General features: G+C 33.3%; 24 protein-coding genes. 22 read left to right on the top strand and 2 right to left on the bottom strand.

The window, feature by feature from the left end; translation table 11 throughout:
* Nucleotides 1-97: 97 nt before the first annotated feature.
* A complete protein-coding gene (locus tag CWS01_RS16885; protein WP_101178350.1) occupies nucleotides 98-316 on the bottom strand; it encodes a sigma factor G inhibitor Gin in 219 nt (72 codons plus the stop codon).
* 132 nt (nucleotides 317-448) lie between these two features.
* Here CWS01_RS16885 and CWS01_RS16890 point away from each other — a divergent pair, with 132 nt between their 5' ends.
* The 10 genes from CWS01_RS16890 to rsmI all read left to right on the top strand — a co-directional run bounded on the left by CWS01_RS16890 (nucleotide 449) and on the right by rsmI (nucleotide 7895).
* Nucleotides 449-1906: an aminotransferase class I/II-fold pyridoxal phosphate-dependent enzyme gene (locus CWS01_RS16890; protein ID WP_101178400.1), complete on the top strand. Its 1458-nt coding sequence runs from the start codon at nucleotides 449-451 to the stop codon at nucleotides 1904-1906.
* A 2-nt stretch (nucleotides 1907-1908) separates the two neighbouring features.
* The gene (tmk, locus tag CWS01_RS16895) at nucleotides 1909-2544 is read left to right on the top strand and encodes a dTMP kinase (RefSeq protein ID WP_407938579.1); all 636 of its coding nucleotides are present in this window, start codon (nucleotides 1909-1911) and stop codon (nucleotides 2542-2544) included.
* 243 nt (nucleotides 2545-2787) lie between these two features.
* A complete protein-coding gene (locus CWS01_RS16900; protein ID WP_101178351.1) occupies nucleotides 2788-3117 on the top strand; it encodes a cyclic-di-AMP receptor in 330 nt (109 codons plus the stop codon).
* 76 nt (nucleotides 3118-3193) lie between these two features.
* Complete coding sequence (locus CWS01_RS16905) at nucleotides 3194-3631, top strand: YaaR family protein (protein ID WP_101178352.1); 438 nt, start codon at nucleotides 3194-3196, stop codon at nucleotides 3629-3631.
* Nucleotides 3632-3644: 13 nt separating this feature from the next.
* Entirely contained in the window at nucleotides 3645-4652 is a 1008-nt protein-coding gene (gene holB / locus CWS01_RS16910; protein WP_101178353.1) for a DNA polymerase III subunit delta', read from the top strand.
* A complete protein-coding gene (locus CWS01_RS16915) occupies nucleotides 4645-5472 on the top strand; it encodes a PSP1 domain-containing protein (RefSeq protein ID WP_101178354.1) in 828 nt (275 codons plus the stop codon). Before holB ends, CWS01_RS16915 begins: the two co-directional genes overlap by 8 nt.
* A gap of 12 nt (nucleotides 5473-5484) precedes the next feature.
* Entirely contained in the window at nucleotides 5485-5862 is a 378-nt protein-coding gene (gene yabA, locus CWS01_RS16920) for a DNA replication initiation control protein YabA (RefSeq protein ID WP_101178355.1), read from the top strand.
* A 171-nt stretch (nucleotides 5863-6033) separates the two neighbouring features.
* Nucleotides 6034-6777, top strand: coding sequence for a tRNA1(Val) (adenine(37)-N6)-methyltransferase (locus CWS01_RS16925; protein WP_101178356.1), 744 nt, complete (start codon nucleotides 6034-6036; stop codon nucleotides 6775-6777).
* Nucleotides 6764-7051, top strand: a complete 288-nt coding sequence (locus CWS01_RS16930; protein ID WP_101178357.1) for a GIY-YIG nuclease family protein — start codon at nucleotides 6764-6766, stop codon at nucleotides 7049-7051. Before CWS01_RS16925 ends, CWS01_RS16930 begins: the two co-directional genes overlap by 14 nt.
* Nucleotides 7029-7895 carry a 16S rRNA (cytidine(1402)-2'-O)-methyltransferase gene (gene rsmI / locus CWS01_RS16935; RefSeq protein ID WP_101178358.1) on the top strand — a complete coding sequence of 289 codons (867 nt, stop codon included), beginning with the start codon at nucleotides 7029-7031 and terminating at the stop codon, nucleotides 7893-7895. Before CWS01_RS16930 ends, rsmI begins: the two co-directional genes overlap by 23 nt.
* Nucleotides 7896-7980: 85 nt before the next feature.
* On the opposite strand, the gene CWS01_RS16940 is transcribed toward rsmI, so the two are convergent.
* Nucleotides 7981-8265: an AbrB/MazE/SpoVT family DNA-binding domain-containing protein gene (locus CWS01_RS16940; RefSeq protein WP_101178359.1), complete on the bottom strand. Its 285-nt coding sequence runs from the start codon at nucleotides 8263-8265 to the stop codon at nucleotides 7981-7983.
* Between the two features lie 579 nt (nucleotides 8266-8844).
* On the opposite strand from CWS01_RS16940, the gene metG reads away from it, so the two are divergent.
* From metG to spoVG, 12 genes are all read left to right on the top strand, one after another.
* Complete coding sequence (gene metG, locus CWS01_RS16945; protein WP_101178360.1) at nucleotides 8845-10833, top strand: methionine--tRNA ligase; 1989 nt, start codon at nucleotides 8845-8847, stop codon at nucleotides 10831-10833.
* Between the two features lie 136 nt (nucleotides 10834-10969).
* Entirely contained in the window at nucleotides 10970-11737 is a 768-nt protein-coding gene (locus tag CWS01_RS16950) for a TatD family hydrolase (protein WP_101178361.1), read from the top strand.
* A 286-nt stretch (nucleotides 11738-12023) separates the two neighbouring features.
* On the top strand, nucleotides 12024-13163 hold the full coding sequence (locus CWS01_RS16955; protein ID WP_328588928.1) for a ubiquitin-like domain-containing protein: 1140 nt from the start codon (nucleotides 12024-12026) through the stop codon (nucleotides 13161-13163).
* 307 nt (nucleotides 13164-13470) lie between these two features.
* A complete protein-coding gene (gene rnmV, locus CWS01_RS16960) occupies nucleotides 13471-14031 on the top strand; it encodes a ribonuclease M5 (RefSeq protein WP_101178363.1) in 561 nt (186 codons plus the stop codon).
* On the top strand, nucleotides 14024-14905 hold the full coding sequence (gene rsmA, locus CWS01_RS16965) for a 16S rRNA (adenine(1518)-N(6)/adenine(1519)-N(6))-dimethyltransferase RsmA (RefSeq protein ID WP_101178364.1): 882 nt from the start codon (nucleotides 14024-14026) through the stop codon (nucleotides 14903-14905). Before rnmV ends, rsmA begins: the two co-directional genes overlap by 8 nt.
* A 266-nt stretch (nucleotides 14906-15171) precedes the next feature.
* On the top strand, nucleotides 15172-16050 hold the full coding sequence (yabG, locus tag CWS01_RS16970) for a sporulation peptidase YabG (protein ID WP_101178365.1): 879 nt from the start codon (nucleotides 15172-15174) through the stop codon (nucleotides 16048-16050).
* 383 nt (nucleotides 16051-16433) lie between these two features.
* Complete coding sequence (veg, locus tag CWS01_RS16975; RefSeq protein ID WP_101178366.1) at nucleotides 16434-16697, top strand: biofilm formation stimulator Veg; 264 nt, start codon at nucleotides 16434-16436, stop codon at nucleotides 16695-16697.
* Nucleotides 16698-16849: 152 nt separating this feature from the next.
* A complete protein-coding gene (locus CWS01_RS16980) occupies nucleotides 16850-17029 on the top strand; it encodes a small, acid-soluble spore protein, alpha/beta type (protein ID WP_101178367.1) in 180 nt (59 codons plus the stop codon).
* A 501-nt stretch (nucleotides 17030-17530) separates the two neighbouring features.
* Nucleotides 17531-18400, top strand: a complete 870-nt coding sequence (gene ispE / locus CWS01_RS16985) for a 4-(cytidine 5'-diphospho)-2-C-methyl-D-erythritol kinase (protein WP_101178368.1) — start codon at nucleotides 17531-17533, stop codon at nucleotides 18398-18400.
* Nucleotides 18401-18457: 57 nt separating this feature from the next.
* Nucleotides 18458-19279 (top strand): pur operon repressor, encoded by an 822-nt coding sequence (gene purR / locus CWS01_RS16990; protein WP_101178369.1) that lies wholly within the window; start codon nucleotides 18458-18460, stop codon nucleotides 19277-19279.
* Between the two features lie 21 nt (nucleotides 19280-19300).
* A complete protein-coding gene (locus CWS01_RS16995) occupies nucleotides 19301-19675 on the top strand; it encodes a RidA family protein (RefSeq protein ID WP_101178370.1) in 375 nt (124 codons plus the stop codon).
* A 332-nt stretch (nucleotides 19676-20007) separates the two neighbouring features.
* Nucleotides 20008-20298: a septation regulator SpoVG gene (gene spoVG / locus CWS01_RS17000; protein WP_003347151.1), complete on the top strand. Its 291-nt coding sequence runs from the start codon at nucleotides 20008-20010 to the stop codon at nucleotides 20296-20298.
* The last annotated feature ends 122 nt before the right edge of the window (nucleotides 20299-20420 follow it).

Genomic DNA, 20420 nt, shown 5'->3' on the forward strand with positions numbered 1-20420 from the left:
AATTTGATTAGGTACTCTTTTTCATAGAGAAAATCTAATAAGCTTAAAAAATAATTAGAAAATCAAAAGTAGAATAATATACTTCAATTATGCTAAACTAAGCCTGTCTTCTTTTTTCACTAATTTGTACTTGCTTTAAACGACGAACATAAAATTGGTATTTTTGATCATTAGTCTTAGTGTTTATAATATCCATTTCACAGTCCAAACAAATAAAAGAATGATATAAATGAATTCCTAATGCTTTTTGTTTTTCGCAAATTAAACAAGTTTCTGTATCCGGATACTGATTTACTTTTTTTTGATATAAGTTCATTTCCCCACCTCCATACCACTATTTTCCCCATTATTTTCATTTCATATACAATATTCAGAAAATTTTTTTTTGAAAAATCAAATTGTTTCACGTGGAACAAATGGTAAAATATATAAAATGAGGAAGAGGTTTATTATGCAAACTAATACACCGTTATATACAAGATTAAGCAGGTTTCAAGAAAAGAAAAATATATCCTTTCATGTACCTGGACATAAGAATGGCTTATTATTATCTCAACAGGCATGGAAGGAGAACTTATTAAGTTACGATCTTACAGAACTAACAGATTTGGATGATCTTCATGCTCCAACTGATGTAATTCTACATGCGGAGGAATTATTAGCAGAATTGTATGGAACAAAAAATAGTTATTTTTTAGTAAATGGTTCAACAGTCGGGAATTTAGCAATGATTTTAGGAACTGTTCATGAAGGTCAGCAAGTATTCGTTCAACGAAATAGCCATAAATCTATCATGAATGCTATAAAGCTTTCTAAAGCAAAACCTATACTTTTAAATCCGGAATATGATGTAGAATGGGAAGTACCAAGTACAATTTCTACTGATATCCTGGAAAGGGCAATTAAATTATATCCAGATGTTAAGGTTCTTATTTTAACATCGCCAAACTATTATGGGATGGTAGGAGAATTAGCAAAACTGATTCAACTGGCACATAATAATAAAATAATAGTACTGGTAGATGAGGCACATGGTGCACATTTTATTGGTTCTAATTATTTTCCAATTTCAGCAGTAGAAGCAGGAGCAGATGTAGTTGTACAATCAGCACATAAAACATTGCCTGCTTTAACAATGGGTTCATATTTACATTTTAATAGCGATCTAATAGAGAAAGAAAGCATAGAAGGGTATTTATCTATTTTACAATCAAGCAGTCCTTCTTATCCTATTATGGCATCCTTAGATATTGCTAGAAGTTATATAGCTACATTTAATAGAGAAGATGAAGAATATTTAAAGATACAAATTTCTGGCTTCAGAAAAGAACTAAGTAAAATTAAACAAATAAAAGTATTAAGATATAAAGATGGAGTAGGAGATCCATTAAAAATTACAATACAATCGACTTACTCTTCAAATGGATTTTCTTTACAAAAAATGTTGGAAAGCGAAGGTGTTTATACAGAATTAGCAGATGCAAAGAATATTTTATTTATTTTTCCATTATTAAAAAGCGGGATGCATTATCCAATAGAGGAAGCAATAAAAAGAATAAAAAAGGCATTTATAAAATTGCCAAATGATAATCATGTCTTGGAAGATAAAGGAGTATCTATAAATATAGACACTAATATAGTAGAATTAAAACTTAATGACGGAGAGCAATCTCTTCGAGAGAAGAAATATGTATTAGTTGATGAGGCAGTACATGGCATTAGTGCAGAAACAGTGATTCCATATCCTCCAGGAATTCCTTTATTAATTCCTGGAGAGGAAATAACCTTAGACCATATTAAACAGTTAAAGAATTTGGTGCAAGTGGGCGCTAAGTTTCAAGGAGATACCTTTGTATACAAAGGTATGTTAGCTATATATACAGATAAAGAAAGTAGGAGAAGTTAGCAATGATGGACAGTTTTTTTATAACATTGGAAGGACCTGAGGGAGCAGGAAAAACAACTATTATTAATATGCTTATTGAGTATTTTTCTGCATCTGGAAAAAAAATTTTAGCAACTAGAGAACCTGGTGGCATTCATATAGCGGAAAAAATTAGACAGATTATTCTAGATCCCAATCATACGGAGATGGATGGGAAAACAGAAGCATTGTTATATGCTGCCGCAAGACGCCAACATTTAGTAGAAAAAGTAATACCGGCGTTGGAAAAAGGTTATATTGTATTATGCGATCGTTTTATTGATAGTTCATTAGCTTATCAAGGATATGCTAGAGGGTTAGGAATTGATAATGTTTGGAAAATAAATGAGTTTGCAATAGATGGATTAATGCCGAATGCAACTATTTATTTTGATATAGATCCAAAAATTGGTTTAGAAAGAATTAATAAAACAGATGAAAGAGAAATAAATCGGCTAGATTTGGAAAAACTTGATTTTCATGAACGTGTAAAAGAAGGATATTATCAAATAATAGAGAAGTTTCCTAATAGAATATATAAAGTGGATGCTTCTCAATCATTAGAGCAAGTTTTTGAGGACGCCAAAAAGATTATTATCGATTATGTGGAAAAAAAATAATAACAATAACGTTATAGTAATAATTAGAGAATATTTACGAAATCTTCTGTATACGAATAAAATGAAAATTATTTTGTCAATAAGGTTTATAGAAAAATGTATTCATTACAAGTATAGATTATAAATCAACATCTTATTTTGAAAGTCTAAAATAATTCCTGCATTATGGATGATTAAGCATTTATTGATATAATAGAAATAAGTACTTAATCGGAAAAGTATAGAGATAAAGGATGGGGAATGATGAAATTAATTTTAACGGTGATTCAAGATAAAGATAGTAATAAGCTATTAAATGCCCTTGTGGAACATAACTTTAGGGCAACAAAATTAGCTAGTACGGGCGGTTTCTTAAAGTCTGGGAATACTACGTTTATGATTGGAACAGAAGATATCCGTGTAGAAAAATGCTTGCAAATCATTAAGGAAAATTGCCAATCCCGCGATCAATTAGTAGCTCCAGTATCGCCAATGGGAGGAAACGCTGATTCCTATGTTCCTTATCCTATTGAAGTAGAGGTAGGAGGAGCAACTGTTTTTGTTGTTCCAGTTGAACAGTTTAAACAGTTTTAGGATATAAATGGTGGATCCTTCGTAATAGAGGAAGATTATGGTATTTAATCTTTAAATACTTAATCGGAGGAAGTAAATGAAAATTAATAAAGATATTAGGTATGCTGCTGAGAATACAAAGCAAGATATTAAAATTACAAGTAATGAAGTAAACTTTCAACAATTTGTTGTGAAACAAAATGAAAAACTACAAGCAGAGCAATTTAGCAGTTTAATGAAACATATAGATGATACCGGAAACCGTTTGAACAAATCGCAAAATCTAAGAGACTTAGCTAAATTTAAATCTCTGGTAAAACAGTTTGTAAAAGAAGCAGTTGATTATGGGCTACAGCTAAAAAAGGATCAATCTTGGGATCAATTTGGACAAGGAAAAGACTTGAATATTGTCACAGTTATAGATGAAAAACTCATTTCCTTAACAGAGGAAGTGATGAATAAAGAAAGCAGCCATTTAAATCTGCTTAATAAAATCGGAGAAATTAAAGGAATGCTAATTAATTTATATACGTAAGTGAGTGATTGTCTTGATAAGAACATGGGAACTGCTAGGAGAAACACAGCCCATTGTTTTAAAAATGTTGAAAAACAGCTTAAAAAAAGATCGGCTTGCACATGCCTATCTTTTTGAGGGAATGAAAGGAACTGGAAAAAAAGAAGGAAGTATTCTTTTTGCCAAAAGCATTTTATGTGAAAATTTGATGGACGGATATATCCCGTGTAATAGCTGCAACAACTGTAAAAGAATTGCAAATGGAAATCATCCGGATGTTCATCTATTAGAGCCAGATGGACTGTCGATTAAAAAACATCAAATTCAAAGTCTGCAAGAGGAATTTTCTAAAACTGGAGTTGAATCTAAAAGGAAAATTTATATATTAGCTCATGCTGATAAAATGACAACAAATGCAGCAAACAGCTTATTAAAATTTTTAGAAGAGCCAAATGCATTGACAGTAGCAATGTTATTAACGGAGCAGATTCAGCAAATTCTGCCGACTATTTTATCTAGATGCCAAATTATATCTTTTACCCCTTTAGCTCCTAATAAAATGGCGGAACAGCTTATTGCCAATGGAATGAAAAAAAGTGATGCACCAAAAATTGCACAGCTTACCAATAATTACGAAGAAGCATTATTATTAAGTTCTGATGAATGGTTTGTACAAGCACAAAAAATAGTGGTAAAATTATATCAGACTCTTAGAGGAAATCCTTTGGACACTTTAATATACCTTCAAAGGGAATGGTTTATCCATTTTAAAGAGAAGGATCAGTATGATAGAGGGTTGGATTTATTATTGCTGCTTTATAAAGACTTATTATATATACAGCTGGGCAAATATGAGCAGATTGTTCATATAAATGAAAAGGAGCTATTGGAAACAAATGCATTAAAGTTTTCAAATCATCTTTTAACAGAGAAAATAACAGCTATTTTCGAAGCTAAGCGTAAGCTGCAGAGCAATATGAATCCGCAGTTATTGATGGAGCAGCTTGTGCTAAAGCTGCAGGAGGGATTTTCAGTTGTATGATGTTGTAGGAATCCGCTTTAAAAAAGCTGGAAAAATATATTATTTTGATCCCAGTGATATTCTTATCGAAAAAGGGAATTATGTCATTGTTGAAACAGTACGTGGGGTAGAGTACGGAAAAGTAGTAATCGCTCCAAAAAAAGTGAATGAAAATGATGTTGTTTTGCCCTTAAAAAAAGTGTTAAGGATAGCCGATCAAAAAGATCAAATGATTGTGGACGAAAACCGAAGCGCAGCAAAAGAAGCATATGAGGTTTGCTGTGAAAAAGTTAGTCTGCATGATTTAGATATGAAATTAGTGGATGTAGAATATACATTTGACAGAAATAAAGTAATTTTTTATTTTACTGCAGATGGACGTGTGGACTTTCGGGAGCTTGTAAAAGATTTAGCATCCATTTTTAGAACAAGAATAGAATTGCGCCAAATTGGCGTTCGAGATGAAGCGAAGATGCTGGGGGGAATAGGCCCTTGTGGAAGAATGCTTTGTTGCTCTACTTTTTTAGGAGATTTTGAACCTGTTTCAATAAAGATGGCGAAGGACCAGAACCTTTCTTTAAATCCTACTAAGATTTCTGGATTATGCGGTAGGTTGATGTGCTGTTTAAAATATGAAAATGATGAATATGAGTCTGCTAAAGAACAGCTTCCTGATTTGGGAGAGTGGATTAATACTCCTGATGGAAGAGGGAAAGTAGTAGGTCTAAATATATTGGAACGTTTACTCCAAGTGGAAATTTCTGAACAAGAACGAGTGCTTGAATATACTTTAGAAGAAATACTACAAGAAGATGCTGTTTCAGTTCAATCCACAGATTAATGAGGTGGAAGAGTGGATAAAAAAGAAGTTTTTGATTCAGTAATTAATATGGAAAGCCAAATTGGAAATTTATATCGGCAATTAGGAGAATTAAAGCAGCATGTTGCTGAACTAATTGAAGAGAATAATACGCTAAAGCTCGAAAATGAGAATTTGCGAAGACATTTAGAAAACCCTAGTGGCTTGAATCAAGGAAATAAAGCAATAAATAAAAAGAAAAGTTCAAAGCCAACAAGCCAAACGGAGGAAAAAAGCTTGGATGTTGGTGAGGGATATGATAATCTAGCTCGACTTTATCAAGAAGGATTTCATATTTGCAATCTTCACTTTGGAAGTCCACGAAAAGATGGAGATTGTTTATTTTGTTTATCTTTTCTTAATAAAAAGTAAGGTAAGCTTATCATATACTTTTATCGATTCACTAGCTAAGTGAAAGATATTTTCAGCACACATGAAACCTTCCTTTTACTAGGGAAGGTTTTTTAACGATTAGATGAGCTAGCAGAATATGACTAGAAAAAATACTGGATAAGAAGGAGCAATTAGGATGGAGGTCATAAGATGGTTGAGTTAATAGGAGATGAGAGGCTCGATTATTTATTAGGAGAAAATTTAAAAATTATTCAAAGTCCTTCTGTTTTTTCCTTTTCACTTGATGCGGTATTATTAGCTAACTTTGTATCTGTACCAATGAAAAAGGGAAATTTAGTCGACTTATGCAGCGGAAATGGGGTTATTCCTCTTTTCTTGTCATTAAGGACAAAAGGTACCATTTTAGGAGTAGAAATTCAAGAACGTTTGTATAATATGGCGACTAGAAGTGTTGCTTATAATCAGCTAGAAGAGAGAGTGCAAATGATCCATGACGATATAAAGGAAATTCCCCCTGTGATTGGTTATGAGAAGTATGATGTAGTGACATGCAATCCTCCTTATTTCCAAACAGATTCACTTCAAGAGAGAAATTTAAACGAGCATTATGCAATAGCAAGACATGAAATTCTCTGTACATTAGAAGATACTATTCGTATTGCCAGTCAACTTGCAAAACAGGGTGGTAAAGTAGCTTTTGTGCACCGTCCTGGAAGATTGCTTGATATTATTACATTAATGAGGTTATATAGAATAGAGCCTAAAAGAGTGCAGTTTGTGTATCCTAAGAAGGGGAAAGATGCAAACATTCTTTTAATAGAAGGAATTAAAGATGGAAAGCCAGATTTAAAAATACTTCCACCATTATTTGTTTATAATACTAAAAATGAGTATACAGAAGAAATGGGCTATATTTTAAATGGAAACAAATAAACACTACTTTTATGTATTAAAATGTCGAGATAGAAGTTTCTATGCAGGCTATACAAATAATATAAAAAAAAGAGTAGATACACATAATAGTGGGAAAGGAGCTAAATATACTCGAGGGCGGCTGCCAGTTTGTTTAGTTTATTCGAAAGAGTATCCTACTAAGTCAGAAGCATTAAAAGCAGAATATGCTTTTAAACAATGGAGCAGAAGTAAAAAGGAACGGTTTTTAATTAAGGAAGCAGGTGAGGGATTTGTGGCAACAAAAGAGTTATAAAGAGGATAAGGGAGCTTTGTATTTAGTTCCTACTCCTATTGGAAATCTAGAAGATATGAGTTTTCGAGCTATTAGAATGTTAAAGGAAGCAAATGTAATAGCAGCTGAGGATACAAGGAATACGAAAAAATTGTGTAATTATTTTGAAATTCTTACTCCGCTTATTAGTTATCATGAACATAATAAGGAAACTAGCGGGCGCAAATTGCTGGAGGAATTAGAGAGTGGAAAAACTATTGCTTTAGTAAGCGATGCTGGGATGCCGACGATTGCAGATCCAGGATATGAGCTGGTAGTTGCAGCAATAGCGAAAAAGATTCCAGTAATTCCATTACCTGGTGCGAATGCTGCGCTTACAGCCTTGATAGCATCTGGATTGCCTACCCATCCGTTTTTCTTTTATGGATTTCTTAATAGACAGAAAAAAGAAAAGAAAAAAGAATTAGTCTTTTTAAAAGGTATTCAAGGCACTATATTACTTTATGAATCACCACATCGTCTAAAAGAGACCTTAACCATTATGTATGATATTTTAGGAAATAGGAATATTTGTCTCTGTCGAGAGCTTACAAAAATTTATGAAGAGTTTATTAGAGGGACAATAGAAGAAGTACTGGAATGGGCAGAAAAAGAAGAAGTTCGTGGTGAGTTTTGCATTGTCATCGAGAAGGATGATCAAATACAATCTGAAGAAGAATGGTGGAAAGATTTAGGGGTTATTGAACATGTGCAATTTTACATAGAAGAAAAGGGGATTATGGTAAAAGAAGCAATAAAAAAAACAGCTGTTGATAGAGGGGTTCAAAAAAGAGAAGTATATCAACAATATCATATCAATGATTAATGGAGACAACCATAGTTCCTTCAGTTATAAACAAAAAGATGAGAGTTCACACTCTCATCTTTTTTCTATATAAAAGAAGTCATAATTATTTAGATAGTTCAAAATTGCTTTTGATTTCGCTAAGAAGTTGTTCAGCGCCTTCACGACTTAAGATTAATTTGCCGCCTGCTAATGATAAGTTATCATCAGAAACTTCACCTGTAACTTGGCAAGTCATATTAGCTTTATATTTTTTTAAGACGATTTTTTCATCATCCACATAAATTTCCAAAGCGTCTTTTTCAGCAATACCTAATGTACGTCTTAATTCGATTGGAATTACCACACGACCTAACTCATCAACTTTACGAACAATACCTGTAGATTTCATTTTCTTTTCTCCTCCCAATTGATTGCTAATTTATTAATGTATGTTTTTTTCGATAATATTCGACAAAATCCTTGCTTGTTTATATAATACCAGCCATTCCCATAACCGTCAATTATTTTATTTTTGAAAAGTTTATCGACTAAATAATAGGTGATTTTCTATGATATTTACTATTTATTTATTTTTGTGTAAAATTATCCCTGATTTTAGCAAGGAATGGAATGAGAATAAAATGACTTTATTCGACATATTTCAACAAATTTATTGTCGACTTAATATTTCTCTGAAAAAAGCTGAATGAACATATAAGAAGATAATAGGATTGTTAGTTGCAGAAAGTTAGTTTTTTAGGTATATTTTGATGGTACATTCGGCAAAAATGGCAATGATTCATCTGCTATGCTTTATAAAAATAGAAGTATAATAGGTATAAGAAAAACAAACCTTCTTTCATAAAACTTTAAATTGGTAGTTTGGAAATGGGCTAACTATTGATACAATAAGAAATAGATTAAACTATTTAATTGGTTTAAAAATGATCTACTACATAAGAGAAACAGAACTTTAGGAGGGAAAAAGTTGAAAGAACAAAATAATACTTTTTATATAACAACCCCTATCTATTATCCAAGCGGTAATTTACATATCGGGCATGCATATACTACTGTTGCTGGGGATGCAATGGCTAGATATAAAAGAATGCGGGGATTTGATGTTCGCTATTTGACGGGAACAGATGAACATGGCCAGAAAATACAGCGTAAAGCAGAAGAAGCAGGAATAACTCCAATAGAATATGTAGATGAAATTGTTGCTGGCATAAAAAAACTATGGAATAAATTAGATATTTCCTATGATGATTTTATTCGTACAACAGAGAAAAGACACACAGATGTTGTAAGTAAAATGTTTCAGCAATTGGTTGATCAAGGAGATATTTATTTAGATGAATATCAAGGATGGTATTCTGTATCTGATGAAACATACTATACTGAATTGCAGCTGGTAGATCCTCTTTATGATGAAAATGGAAAAATTATTGGCGGGAAGAGCCCTGATAGTGGACACGCTGTTGAATTGGTAAAAGAAGAATCTTACTTTTTTAGAATGAGCAAATATGCAGATCGTTTATTAGAATTTTACGAAAAAAATCCTGAATTTATTCAACCAGAATCTCGTAAAAATGAAATGATCAACAATTTTATTAAACCAGGATTAGAAGATCTTGCTGTTTCAAGAACGACTTTTGATTGGGGAATAAAAGTGCCAGGAGATCCAAAGCATGTTGTGTATGTATGGATTGATGCGTTGTCTAATTATATCACAGCATTAGGCTATGGAACAGAAGACGACTCGAATTATACTAAGTTTTGGCCAGCAAATGTACATCTAGTCGGAAAAGAAATTGTTCGTTTTCATACCATTTATTGGCCAATTATGTTAATGGCTTTAGACTTGCCTCTTCCCAAAAAAGTTTTTGCACATGGCTGGATTTTAATGAAAGATGGCAAAATGTCGAAATCTAAAGGAAATGTTGTGAATCCTGTAACGCTAATTGACAGATATGGACTAGATGCACTGCGCTACTATCTATTAAGAGAAGTGCCGTTTGGAGCAGACGGTGTATTTACTCCGGAGGGTTTTGTTGAAAGAGTAAATTTTGATTTGGCTAATGATTTAGGGAACTTACTAAACCGAACAGTTGCAATGATTCAAAAGTATTTCGATGGAGTAATTCCTGACTATAAAGGATCAGTTGGAGAATTTGAAAAGTCTCTTGTTCAAGCACATATTAACACTGTAGAAAAATATGAAGCACATATGGATAAAATGGAATTCTCTGTAGTGCTAACAAACTTATGGCAGCTGGTAAGTCGCAATAATAAATATATTGATGAAACACAACCATGGGTTTTAGCGAAGGAAGGAAAAACAGAAGAATTAGCAGCTGTAATGGCACATTTAGCAGAGTCATTAAGAAGAATCGCTATTCTTTTAAAACCATTTTTAACTAAAACACCTGATGAAATTTTCAAGCAATTAAATATCCAAGATGAAACGATTAAATCTTGGGATAGTTTAACAACTTTTGGTGTCATTCCATCAGACACAAAAGTTGTCAAGGGAGATCCGATTTTCCCGCGTTTGGATATGAAAGAAGAAGTAGAATTTATTAAAGTTGAAATGCAAGGACCTGCTGTAAAGGAAGAAGAAAAAACTAAAGAGCTGCCAGTACCAGAAGCAGAAGAAATTGCAATTGATGATTTTATGAAAATAGATTTGCGTGTTGCTAAGGTGCTTAGTGTAGAACCAGTAAAAAAAGCAGATAAACTTCTTAAGTTACAACTGGATTTAGGATATGAAAAAAGACAAGTAGTTTCTGGAATAGCTCAACATTATAAGCCAGAGGATTTAGTTGGCAAACGAGTTATTTGTGTAACAAATCTTAAACCAGTGAAATTAAGAGGAGAGCTTTCTCAAGGAATGATTTTAGCTGGAAGCCAAGATGGCATTTTGTCTATTGCATCTGTAGATGAATCCTTGCCATTAGGAGCGAAAGTAAAATAATAAAACAAAAACATAGGTATCCATTTACTAAAATGAATTTGGATTTCCTATGTTTTTCTTCTAAAAAGGTTTATTATCCTGTTAAAGAAGGAAATCTAAAAAGATATAAAAATAATGATGAAGTAAGAGGGATTTTATGTTATTCGATACACACACACATTTAAATGCTGAACAATTTGAAGTTGATTTAGAAGAGACCATTCAGCGTGCATTAGATGCAGGAATGGAGAAAATGATTGTTGTAGGATTTGATCGACCAACAATAGAAAAAGCGATAGAATTAATCGATAAATACCCGTTTCTTTATGCAAGTGTCGGCTGGCATCCAGTAGATGCTGTAGATATGACAGAGGAGGACTTGCTTTGGATAGAGGAATTAACCAAGCATCCTAAAGTAGTAGCATTAGGTGAGATGGGATTAGATTATCATTGGGATAAATCGCCTAAAGATATCCAAAAGGAAGTGTTTAGAAAACAGATACAATTAGCTAAAAAAGTGAAATTGCCAATAATTATTCATAATAGAGAAGCAACAGCTGATATCGTAGAGATTTTAAGGGAAGAGGAAGCAAGTGAAGTAGGCGGTATTATGCATTGTTACGGGGGCAGTGTGGAAACAGCAAAAGAATGCATAGAAATGAACTTTTATATCTCACTTGGTGGAACAGTAACCTTTAAAAATGCGAAAAAACCAAAAGAAGTTGCTGCTAGTATACCTTTGGAAAAGCTGCTTATTGAAACAGATTGCCCTTATTTAGCGCCAACTCCATATAGAGGAAAACGAAATGAACCAAGCTATGTCCAATTAGTCGCAGAGGAAATTGCGGGAATTAGAGGGATTTCTTATGAAGAAGTTGCAAAAGTAACTACAGAAAATGCAAAAAAATTATTCGGCATAAGTTGATAAGGAATGCTGTCGAAAGATAGAAATGTCTGTCTTTTTTTTAGTTTTTTCGAAAAAATTCTACAGAGCTTTCTTTTCTTATAGGATAAATATGTCGAGATTTCTTTCTTCCTTTTTGGAAAGATACCTTGCATAATAAGAGATGCGTTCATAGAAATATATGGGTTGACAGCAGACGCGATACTCTATATAATCACTCCGAAGAGAAAAGGAGGCGTTTTTCATCGTATTCACGAACATGAAAGCCCTGTTTTCCACATCTTTGAGCAGAAAAAAATGGGTCATTATGCTTGCTAGTTTCATAGTATTTGCAAGTGCTTTTGGATTTCTTATGTATGAGATATCCAAAAAAACAGTGACTCTAACACTAGATGGTAAAGAAAAGGTCATCGAGACGCACTCATCCACTATACAAGAAATATTCGATGAACTAGATATTGCCATCAGCTCAGAAGATTACGTATTTCCCTCGTTAGAGAAAAAAATAACCGATGATATGAAGGTTGTTTGGAAACGAGCAAAACAGGTTGAATTGAAAAAGGACGACGAGAAAAAAACGGTTTGGACGACAGCAGGAAGTGTTGAAGAGTTTTTGAAAGAACAAAAACTGTCTTTGAACGAGTATGACCAAGTAAATCATCAAATGGATACCACGATAGAACAGAAAATGGAGATTGTAGTACATATTGCATTTCCAGTTACACTATTAGACGCAGGAAAGAAAAAACAAGTATGGTCCACTTCGACTACGGTCGCTGACTTTTTAACACAACAAGAAATCTCACTTGCAAAATTAGACCGAGTTGAACCAAATCTAAAAGAAAAAGTGAAAGAAAAGGCTGTTGTAAATATTACACGAGTAGAAAAGGTCACCGATGTAGTGGAACAACCGATTGATTATGCTGTTGTTACTCAAAAAGATCATACCCTAAAGGCTGGCACTGAAAAAGTCGTGACAGAGGGGAAAAAAGGGTTAGTATCGAAAAAATTCGAAGTTACAAAAGAAAACGGCAAAGAAATTTCTAGAAAGCTGCTAAGTGAAAAAACCATTACAAAAAAACAAGATAAATTAGTTGCTGTTGGAACAAAAAGTGATGTTATGCAAATCGCATCCCGTGGTGAGAGTTCAAACAATGGGACAGATATGTATGTTAATTCAACGGCATACACAGCAAGTTGTAATGGCTGTTCTGGTCGTACTGCTACGGGGATTAATTTAAAGGCAAATCCGAACGCTAAAGTGATTGCTGTTGATCCAAGTTATATTCCTTTAGGTACAAAAGTATATGTAGAAGGATATGGCTACGCTGTTGCTGCTGATACAGGCGGTGCTATAAAAGGAAAGAAAATTGACGTGTTTTTCCCTTCGAAAGCAGATGCTTATCGTTGGGGGAATAAACCAGTAAAAATAAAAATTATTCAATAGTGCATTTTTACAGAGGATAGTGAGTCCTCTGTTTTTTTATTGGCAATATAGTTTATATCTAATTTTTGTTGTTTATTAAAAATATACTTGTTTACTAAAATGACGAGTATTTTGTTGAAAATAATAATTTGCGCTATAATGAATGATATGATTTTTACGATAAGCAATTTTTTTTGCTAAAGTTCCTGACATGTAGATGTTTAAAAAAAATAGATAGCACTTTTCATTTCTTACTATATATATAGACGATGCATGTTACAAAAATGTTTCATTTTTTTCAAATATTTTATTTTTTTTTGGAGGGTCCATGAAAATTAAAGAAATAATAGTAGTGGAAGGCAGAGATGATACTACTGCGATTAAGCGGGCAGTTGATGCAGATACTATCGAGACAAATGGATCAGCTGTTAATAAAGAAACAATAGAAAAAATTAGGTTGGCTCAAAGTGTAAGAGGTGTAATTATCTTTACAGACCCTGATTATCCCGGTCAGAAGATTCGCGATACGATTACAAAACATGTAGCAGGATGTAAGCATGCTTTTATACCAAAAGAAATGGCATTGCATAAGCTGGGGAAAGGTGTAGGGGTTGAGCATGCGTCTGTTGATGCAATTCGTGCATCCTTAAAAGATGCACATATTATGAGTGAGTCACCAGTTGAACAAATTACACAGGACGATTTAATCTGTGCGCAACTTATTGGTGGTGATGGAGCAAAAGAACGGCGAGAGATGTTAGGTAAAATTTTGAAAATTGGTTATACAAATGGAAAACAGCTGCATAAAAGGTTAATGATGTTTCAAATTACAAAAGAAGAGTTTGCAAATGCCTTAAAAGTGATGCGCCAGGAGGAAAAGAATGTATAAAGATATAGCAACACCTGTTAGGACAAAAGAAATATTAAAAAAATATGGTTTTTCCTTTAAAAAAAGTTTAGGACAAAACTTTCTTATTGATACAAATATATTAAGAAATATAGTAGATCATGCACTGCTTACAGATCAATCTGGAGCGATTGAAGTTGGGCCTGGAATTGGGGCATTAACAGAGCAATTGGCAAAACGCAGCAAAAAAGTAGTCGCATTTGAAATTGATCAAAGATTATTGCCTATTTTAGATGAAACACTTGCTCCATATGACAATACAAAAATCATTCATGAAGATATTTTAAAAGCAGATGTTAAGAAAGTGATGGAACAAGAGTTTCAAGGCATGGATGACGTTATGTTAGTAGCTAATTTGCCTTACTATGTAACTACACCTATTATCATGAAAATATTAGAAGCTCATCTTCCGATAAGGGGCATCGTTGTTATGCTTCAAAAAGAGGTGGCAGAGCGCATTTCTGCTAAACCGAGTACAAAGGAATATGGATCTCTTTCTATAGCTATTCAATATTACACTGTACCGGAAGTGGTTATGATTGTTCCAAAAACAGTATTTATGCCACAGCCGAATGTGGATTCTGCTGTAATTAGGCTTACTAAGCGGGAAAAACCATTAGTTGCGGTAAAAGATGAAGACTTCTTTTTCCAAGTGACACGTGCAAGTTTTGCTCAACGAAGAAAAACAATCTTAAACAATTTAGTTGGACAGCTGGAAAAGGGTAAAGAAAAAAAGGATCTAATACTAGAATCACTTCAAGCATCAGGAATAGAGCCTACTAGAAGAGGAGAATCGTTATCGATTGAAGAGTTTGCAGCATTAAGTGATGCTTTATATGTCTATTTTAAAAAATAGGCGATTCTTTAAGCTATTGAAAGGCCGTTTATAGATGAATTTTATGCCTTTTGTCAAAAGTCTTACTGCCTGATAAATATGGAATATATTAGATGATAAGCTTGGCTCTAGTTACTTATGAGCTAAGCTTATTCTTTTGACTAAAAGTAACTTACTCTTAAGTTCCTATGAAGGATTGCTCACATCTGAACCATTTGCTGCATAATGTATGAAAGATAAGGGAAGAAACAAAAATCCTCTACATTTGGGTAACTGGAGTGACGACAGTGAGTATAAAAATCATGGATATCGTCGGCAGAAAGTCATATCATTGTGATATTGTTTTCCGAATTACTGATATTAAAGAAGAAAATGGGCAAAAACTTGCCGTTTTATATGGGGAAGATTTTCGTCTTATTGCAGATGCTCCTTATGAGGATCTAGTGAGTATTAATAAACCGATGCAAAGAAAGATATCACAGGAGTTTGAGTTCCTTGAAGAACAATCCTTAGAATTATTTCGCCAAGATGTTAATTTGCTTAGACAAAAACAAGAATATGTGGCAACAAACGCCTATAGTAAACAAATGAACTATTTTCAATTACCTGGAAAAGTTTTGCATTTAGATGGAGACCCCACTTATTTAAAAAAATGTTTAACTTTATACGAAAAAATAGGCATACCAGTTACAGGTATACATTGTGATGAGAAAGAAATGTATAAAAAAATAGGGAAACTAATCGAATATTATCGCCCAGATATACTGGTTATTACAGGGCATGATGCCTATTCTAAAACATTGGGAGAAAAACAAGATATAAATGCATATAGACATTCAAAATACTTTGTTCAAACGGTAAGAGAGGCTAGAAAGAAGATTCCTCATTTAGACCAGCTGGTAATCTTTGCTGGAGCTTGTCAGTCCCATTTTGAATCACTTATTCATGCAGGTGCCAATTTTGCAAGTTCTCCATCTCGGGTTAATATACATGCCCTAGATCCTGTATACATTGTTGCCAAAATTAGTTTTACACCATTTATGGAGAGAGTAAATGTTTGGGAGGTACTTCGAAGTACCTTAACAGGAGAAAAAGGCCTTGGCGGCATTGAAACAAAAGGAGTGCTTCGAACAGGAATGCCATATAATCTAAATTATACGGAATAATGATAAAAGACGAAGGACAACATTTTAGTTTACTTTCGTCTTTTATTTTAGTTTGATTTTAGGAAGCCATACGTCAAACATTGCAATGTGCCATATAATTCATTCTTATTTAGCAAGGCTTTGACCTGTTTCAAAGTTAGGTGGGGAATGAAGAAAAAACGGATTAAAATTTTATTTTATGTTAATCATTTACTATGCATAAAATAAAATTTTAATTTTCTACATAATTACCAACTAATAGGTGAAATATAAAAATGTTGAAAAATAAGAGAAAAATAAGAATAAAAAATATTGACAACTTCTAAAAAAGACTGTTATAATTTATATTTTTGTTTGACTCTGTTGTGTCAGTGTGATATACTTTACACAGTGAGGTGGACCGAATGGCGAAAACATTATCAGATATAAAACGAGCTCTTGATTCAAATTTAGGAAAAAGACTTATGTTGAAGGCAAATGGTGGACGTCGTAAAACAATTGAACGTTCAGGAGTCTTAGCAGAAACTTATCCTTCTGTTTTTGTGGTTGAGTTAGACCAAGATGAAAATGCGTTTGAACGTGTATCATACAGCTATGCGGATGTTTTAACAGAAACGGTTCAAATTACTTTCTATGAAGATACATCAGGACAAGTTGCTTTAAGCTAATATATAGTGTTTCTGTATTGCAGTGAACATTCATGTTTACTGCTTTTTCATTTGAGAAAAAATAGAAAAAAACTGGCAAGAAATAAAATACATCAAAATAATCTGAAGCTGCATACTATAACTACCATGGATGATGAAAGGAGAGATTTGCTGTGGGTAGACGAAAAGGTGTTATGTCTGAGGGATTGAAAGAAGAATTGGCCAAAGAGTTAGGTTTTTATGATATTGTTCAAAAAGACGGATGGGGCGGCATTCGAGCGAGAGATGCAGGAAACATGGTCAAAAGAGCAATAGAAATCGCGGAGCAAAATCTTCTAAATCAAAAACAATAGTGTTTTTGGGATCTTATTCGTTCATCTTGTTTACACGAGTTTTATCATAATGGATTCAACCATGGTATTGCGGCTTCACATTTTAGTTTGTAGTAAGAGAATTTCTCTTTTACAAATAAAAATGTGGAGCCTTATTTTTGTTTTATTCAAAATAAACTCTATTTAAATCCTCCCTTTTTTAAAATCATAATAATAGGGTAGAATAATACATAAAAAACATGGATACTGATGCAAGCAATTACATGTTTTATGGTAAAATCACTATATCCATATAAGTGTAGTTATGTCCCTTTTTATTCTATTACAAAATAATACATGGTTAACCGTGTATGAAATAAGAAGAATCATCACTTGAGGAATTAATAAACATACAAGAAAAGCAAAAACTCTTTCTAAAAGTTCAATAGGCTTGCGTTTTTAGAAGGAATTCTTCCTTTTCTTCCAGGATGATAAATTAGGACAAAAACTGTGGAGATAAAGAAAATTAAGTAGGTGGAAATATTGAAGCTTTTGGTAAAGGCACCAGCTAAAATCAATTTATCATTAGATGTACTCAATAAAAGGCCAGATGGTTATCACGAAGTTGAGATGATCATGACAACGATTGACTTAGCAGATAGAATAGAGCTTTCATTAGAAGAGAATGACATAATAAAAATTATTTCACTTAATAGATTTGTTCCAGATGATCAAAGAAATCTTGCTTATCAAGCGGCAAAGCTATTAAAAGATAAATTTCATGTACAAAAGGGTGTTTCGATAAAAATTGAGAAAAATATTCCAGTGGCAGCAGGTTTAGCTGGTGGAAGCAGTGATGCAGCAGCCGTACTAAGGGGATTAAATAAGCTATGGGATTTAGGGTTGAACCTTGATCAATTAGCCGAAATTGGGGCTGAAATTGGCTCAGATGTATCTTTTTGTGTATATGGTGGTACAGCTTTAGCGACTGGCAGAGGAGAAATGATTAAAGAATTGCCAGCACCGCCTATCTGCTGGGTTGTATTAGCTAAACCATTTATAGGGGTATCTACTGCAGATATTTATAAAAGGCTTGATGTTTCGAAAATTAATCATCCAAATACAAAATCGATGATTGATTCTATTTTTCATGGGGATTATGATCAAATGTGCGAAAATGTGGGAAATGTATTAGAAGATGTTACCCTAAATCTTTATGAGGAAGTTGCCCAAATTAAAGACCAAATGAGCAAATTTGGAGCAGATGCTGTATTAATGAGCGGAAGTGGTCCGACAGTATTTGGTTTAATGCACCATGATTCTAGAATGCATCGTGTTTATAATGGTTTACGAGGCTTTTGCGATCAAGTATTTGCAGTGAGAATAATCGGAAATCGTCATAGTCTTGATTAAATCCGTATATTTATGGTATATTAACGTTAAAATATTCGGTTTTTGGGGGTCCTTAGTATGAAGTTTCGTCGTAGTGAGCGTTTAATAGACATGACGAATTACTTATTAGAGCATCCAAGGCAGTTAGTTTCATTATCCTATTTTGCTGAAAAGTATGGTTCCGCTAAATCTTCTATTAGTGAGGATTTGACTATTATTAAGGAGACATTTGAGCAAAGAGGAATAGGAATTCTTCAAACACTGCCGGGAGCAGCCGGAGGAGTTAAATATCAGGTTAAGGTGAATGAGCAAGATGCAAAGCCTTTTATAGAGGAACTTTGTGAGCTGATTATGAAACCTGACAGACTTTTACCAGGCGGCTATCTATATATGACAGATATATTGGGTGATACAGCTCTTGTTCAAAAAGTAGGTAAATTGTTCGCGTCTGCTTTTGCAGATACAAATATTGATGTAGTAATGACTGTTGCTACAAAAGGAATACCATTGGCTTATGCTGTTGCCAATTATTTAAATGTACCTGTTGTTATGGTTAGAAGAGACAGCAAGGTTACGGAAGGGTCTACTGTAAGTATTAATTATGTTTCAGGTTCCACAAAAAGGATTCAAACTATGCTGCTTTCTAAAAGAAGTTTAGAAGAAGGATCAAGGGTATTAATTGTGGATGACTTTATGAAAGCTGGCGGCACGGTAAATGGTATGATTAGTCTATTGGAAGAATTTAATGCATATGTTGCAGGCATTGCTGTTTTAGTGGAAGCAGAAGAAGCAGAAGAAAGACTTGTAGATGACTATTTATCACTGGTAAAATTATCTGGTGTAGATGTAAAAGAAAAAAGAATTTCCGTAGAGATGGGAAATTACTTTGATCAACAATAAATAATATAGGGGGAGTTAGGAATGAAAGTTGTTCAGACAAATGCTGCACCACAAGCAATTGGACCATATTCTCAAGGGATTATTGTCAATAATATGTTTTACAGTTCAGGGCAGATTCCATTGACATCTGAAGGTGCTTTGGTAGAAGGTGATGTTCAAGCACAAGCACATCAAGTATTTAAAAACTTACATGCCGTTTTAGAGGCAGCTAATGCTTCATTTGAAACGGTAGTAAAGGCAACAGTTTTTATTAAAAATATGGAAGATTTTTCTGCTATAAATGAAGTATACGGCGAATATTTTCAAACGCATAAGCCTGCACGTTCTTGTGTAGAAGTAGCAAGATTGCCAAAAGATGTGCTGCTTGAAATTGAAGTAATTGCACTTTGCAAATAAAGTAGATAAAAGGATACGCTTATTTTTTACAGGAAAGTAAAGAATGGGCGTTTTTTATATTATCTAGGTGGATAAGAATAATAGGTGATCACTGATTGAAGAAAGAATTAAGGGAATTACAAATGAATGGAATTTTTTAATATTACCTTTATATTTAATAGGGTAATAGTTTGAAATTATTGCAAAATGTAAGGGTTTTATGCTATTTTTTAGCAAATTCCATCGATTTATCCTAAATATTCTAAAAAATTTTAATAATTAAGCAGGAGTTATGAAAGTTCTGTTGAATTTAATAAACTAGATTTTATCTTCTAGTAAAGGTGGTGAACAGAATGGAAGTAACTGACGTAAGGTTGCGCCGGGTTAATACGGATGGACGAATGAGAGCTATCGCCTCTATTACTCTAGATAATGAATTTGTTGTTCATGATATCAGGGTAATTGATGGAAATAACGGATTATTTGTTGCAATGCCTAGTAAACGAACACCAGATGGAGAGTTTAGAGATATTGCACATCCAATTAATTCTGGTACAAGAGGTAAAATCCAAGAAGCTGTTTTAGCGGAATACCACCGTTTAGGTGAATTAGAAGTTGAATTTGAAGAAGCTGGTGCTTCCTAAATAATAAGCAACTAGAGCCTACCTCCTATGAGTAAGGCTCTTTTTTTAGTCTAAATTATGTTTTTTTAAGTGCAGCCATTAGATTTATGAATACGTCCTCCATATCAATGCTTCTTTTTTGT

The sequence above is a fragment of the Niallia nealsonii genome (assembly GCF_002835805.1).
Lineage (GTDB): Bacteria > Bacillota > Bacilli > Bacillales > Cytobacillaceae > Niallia > Niallia nealsonii.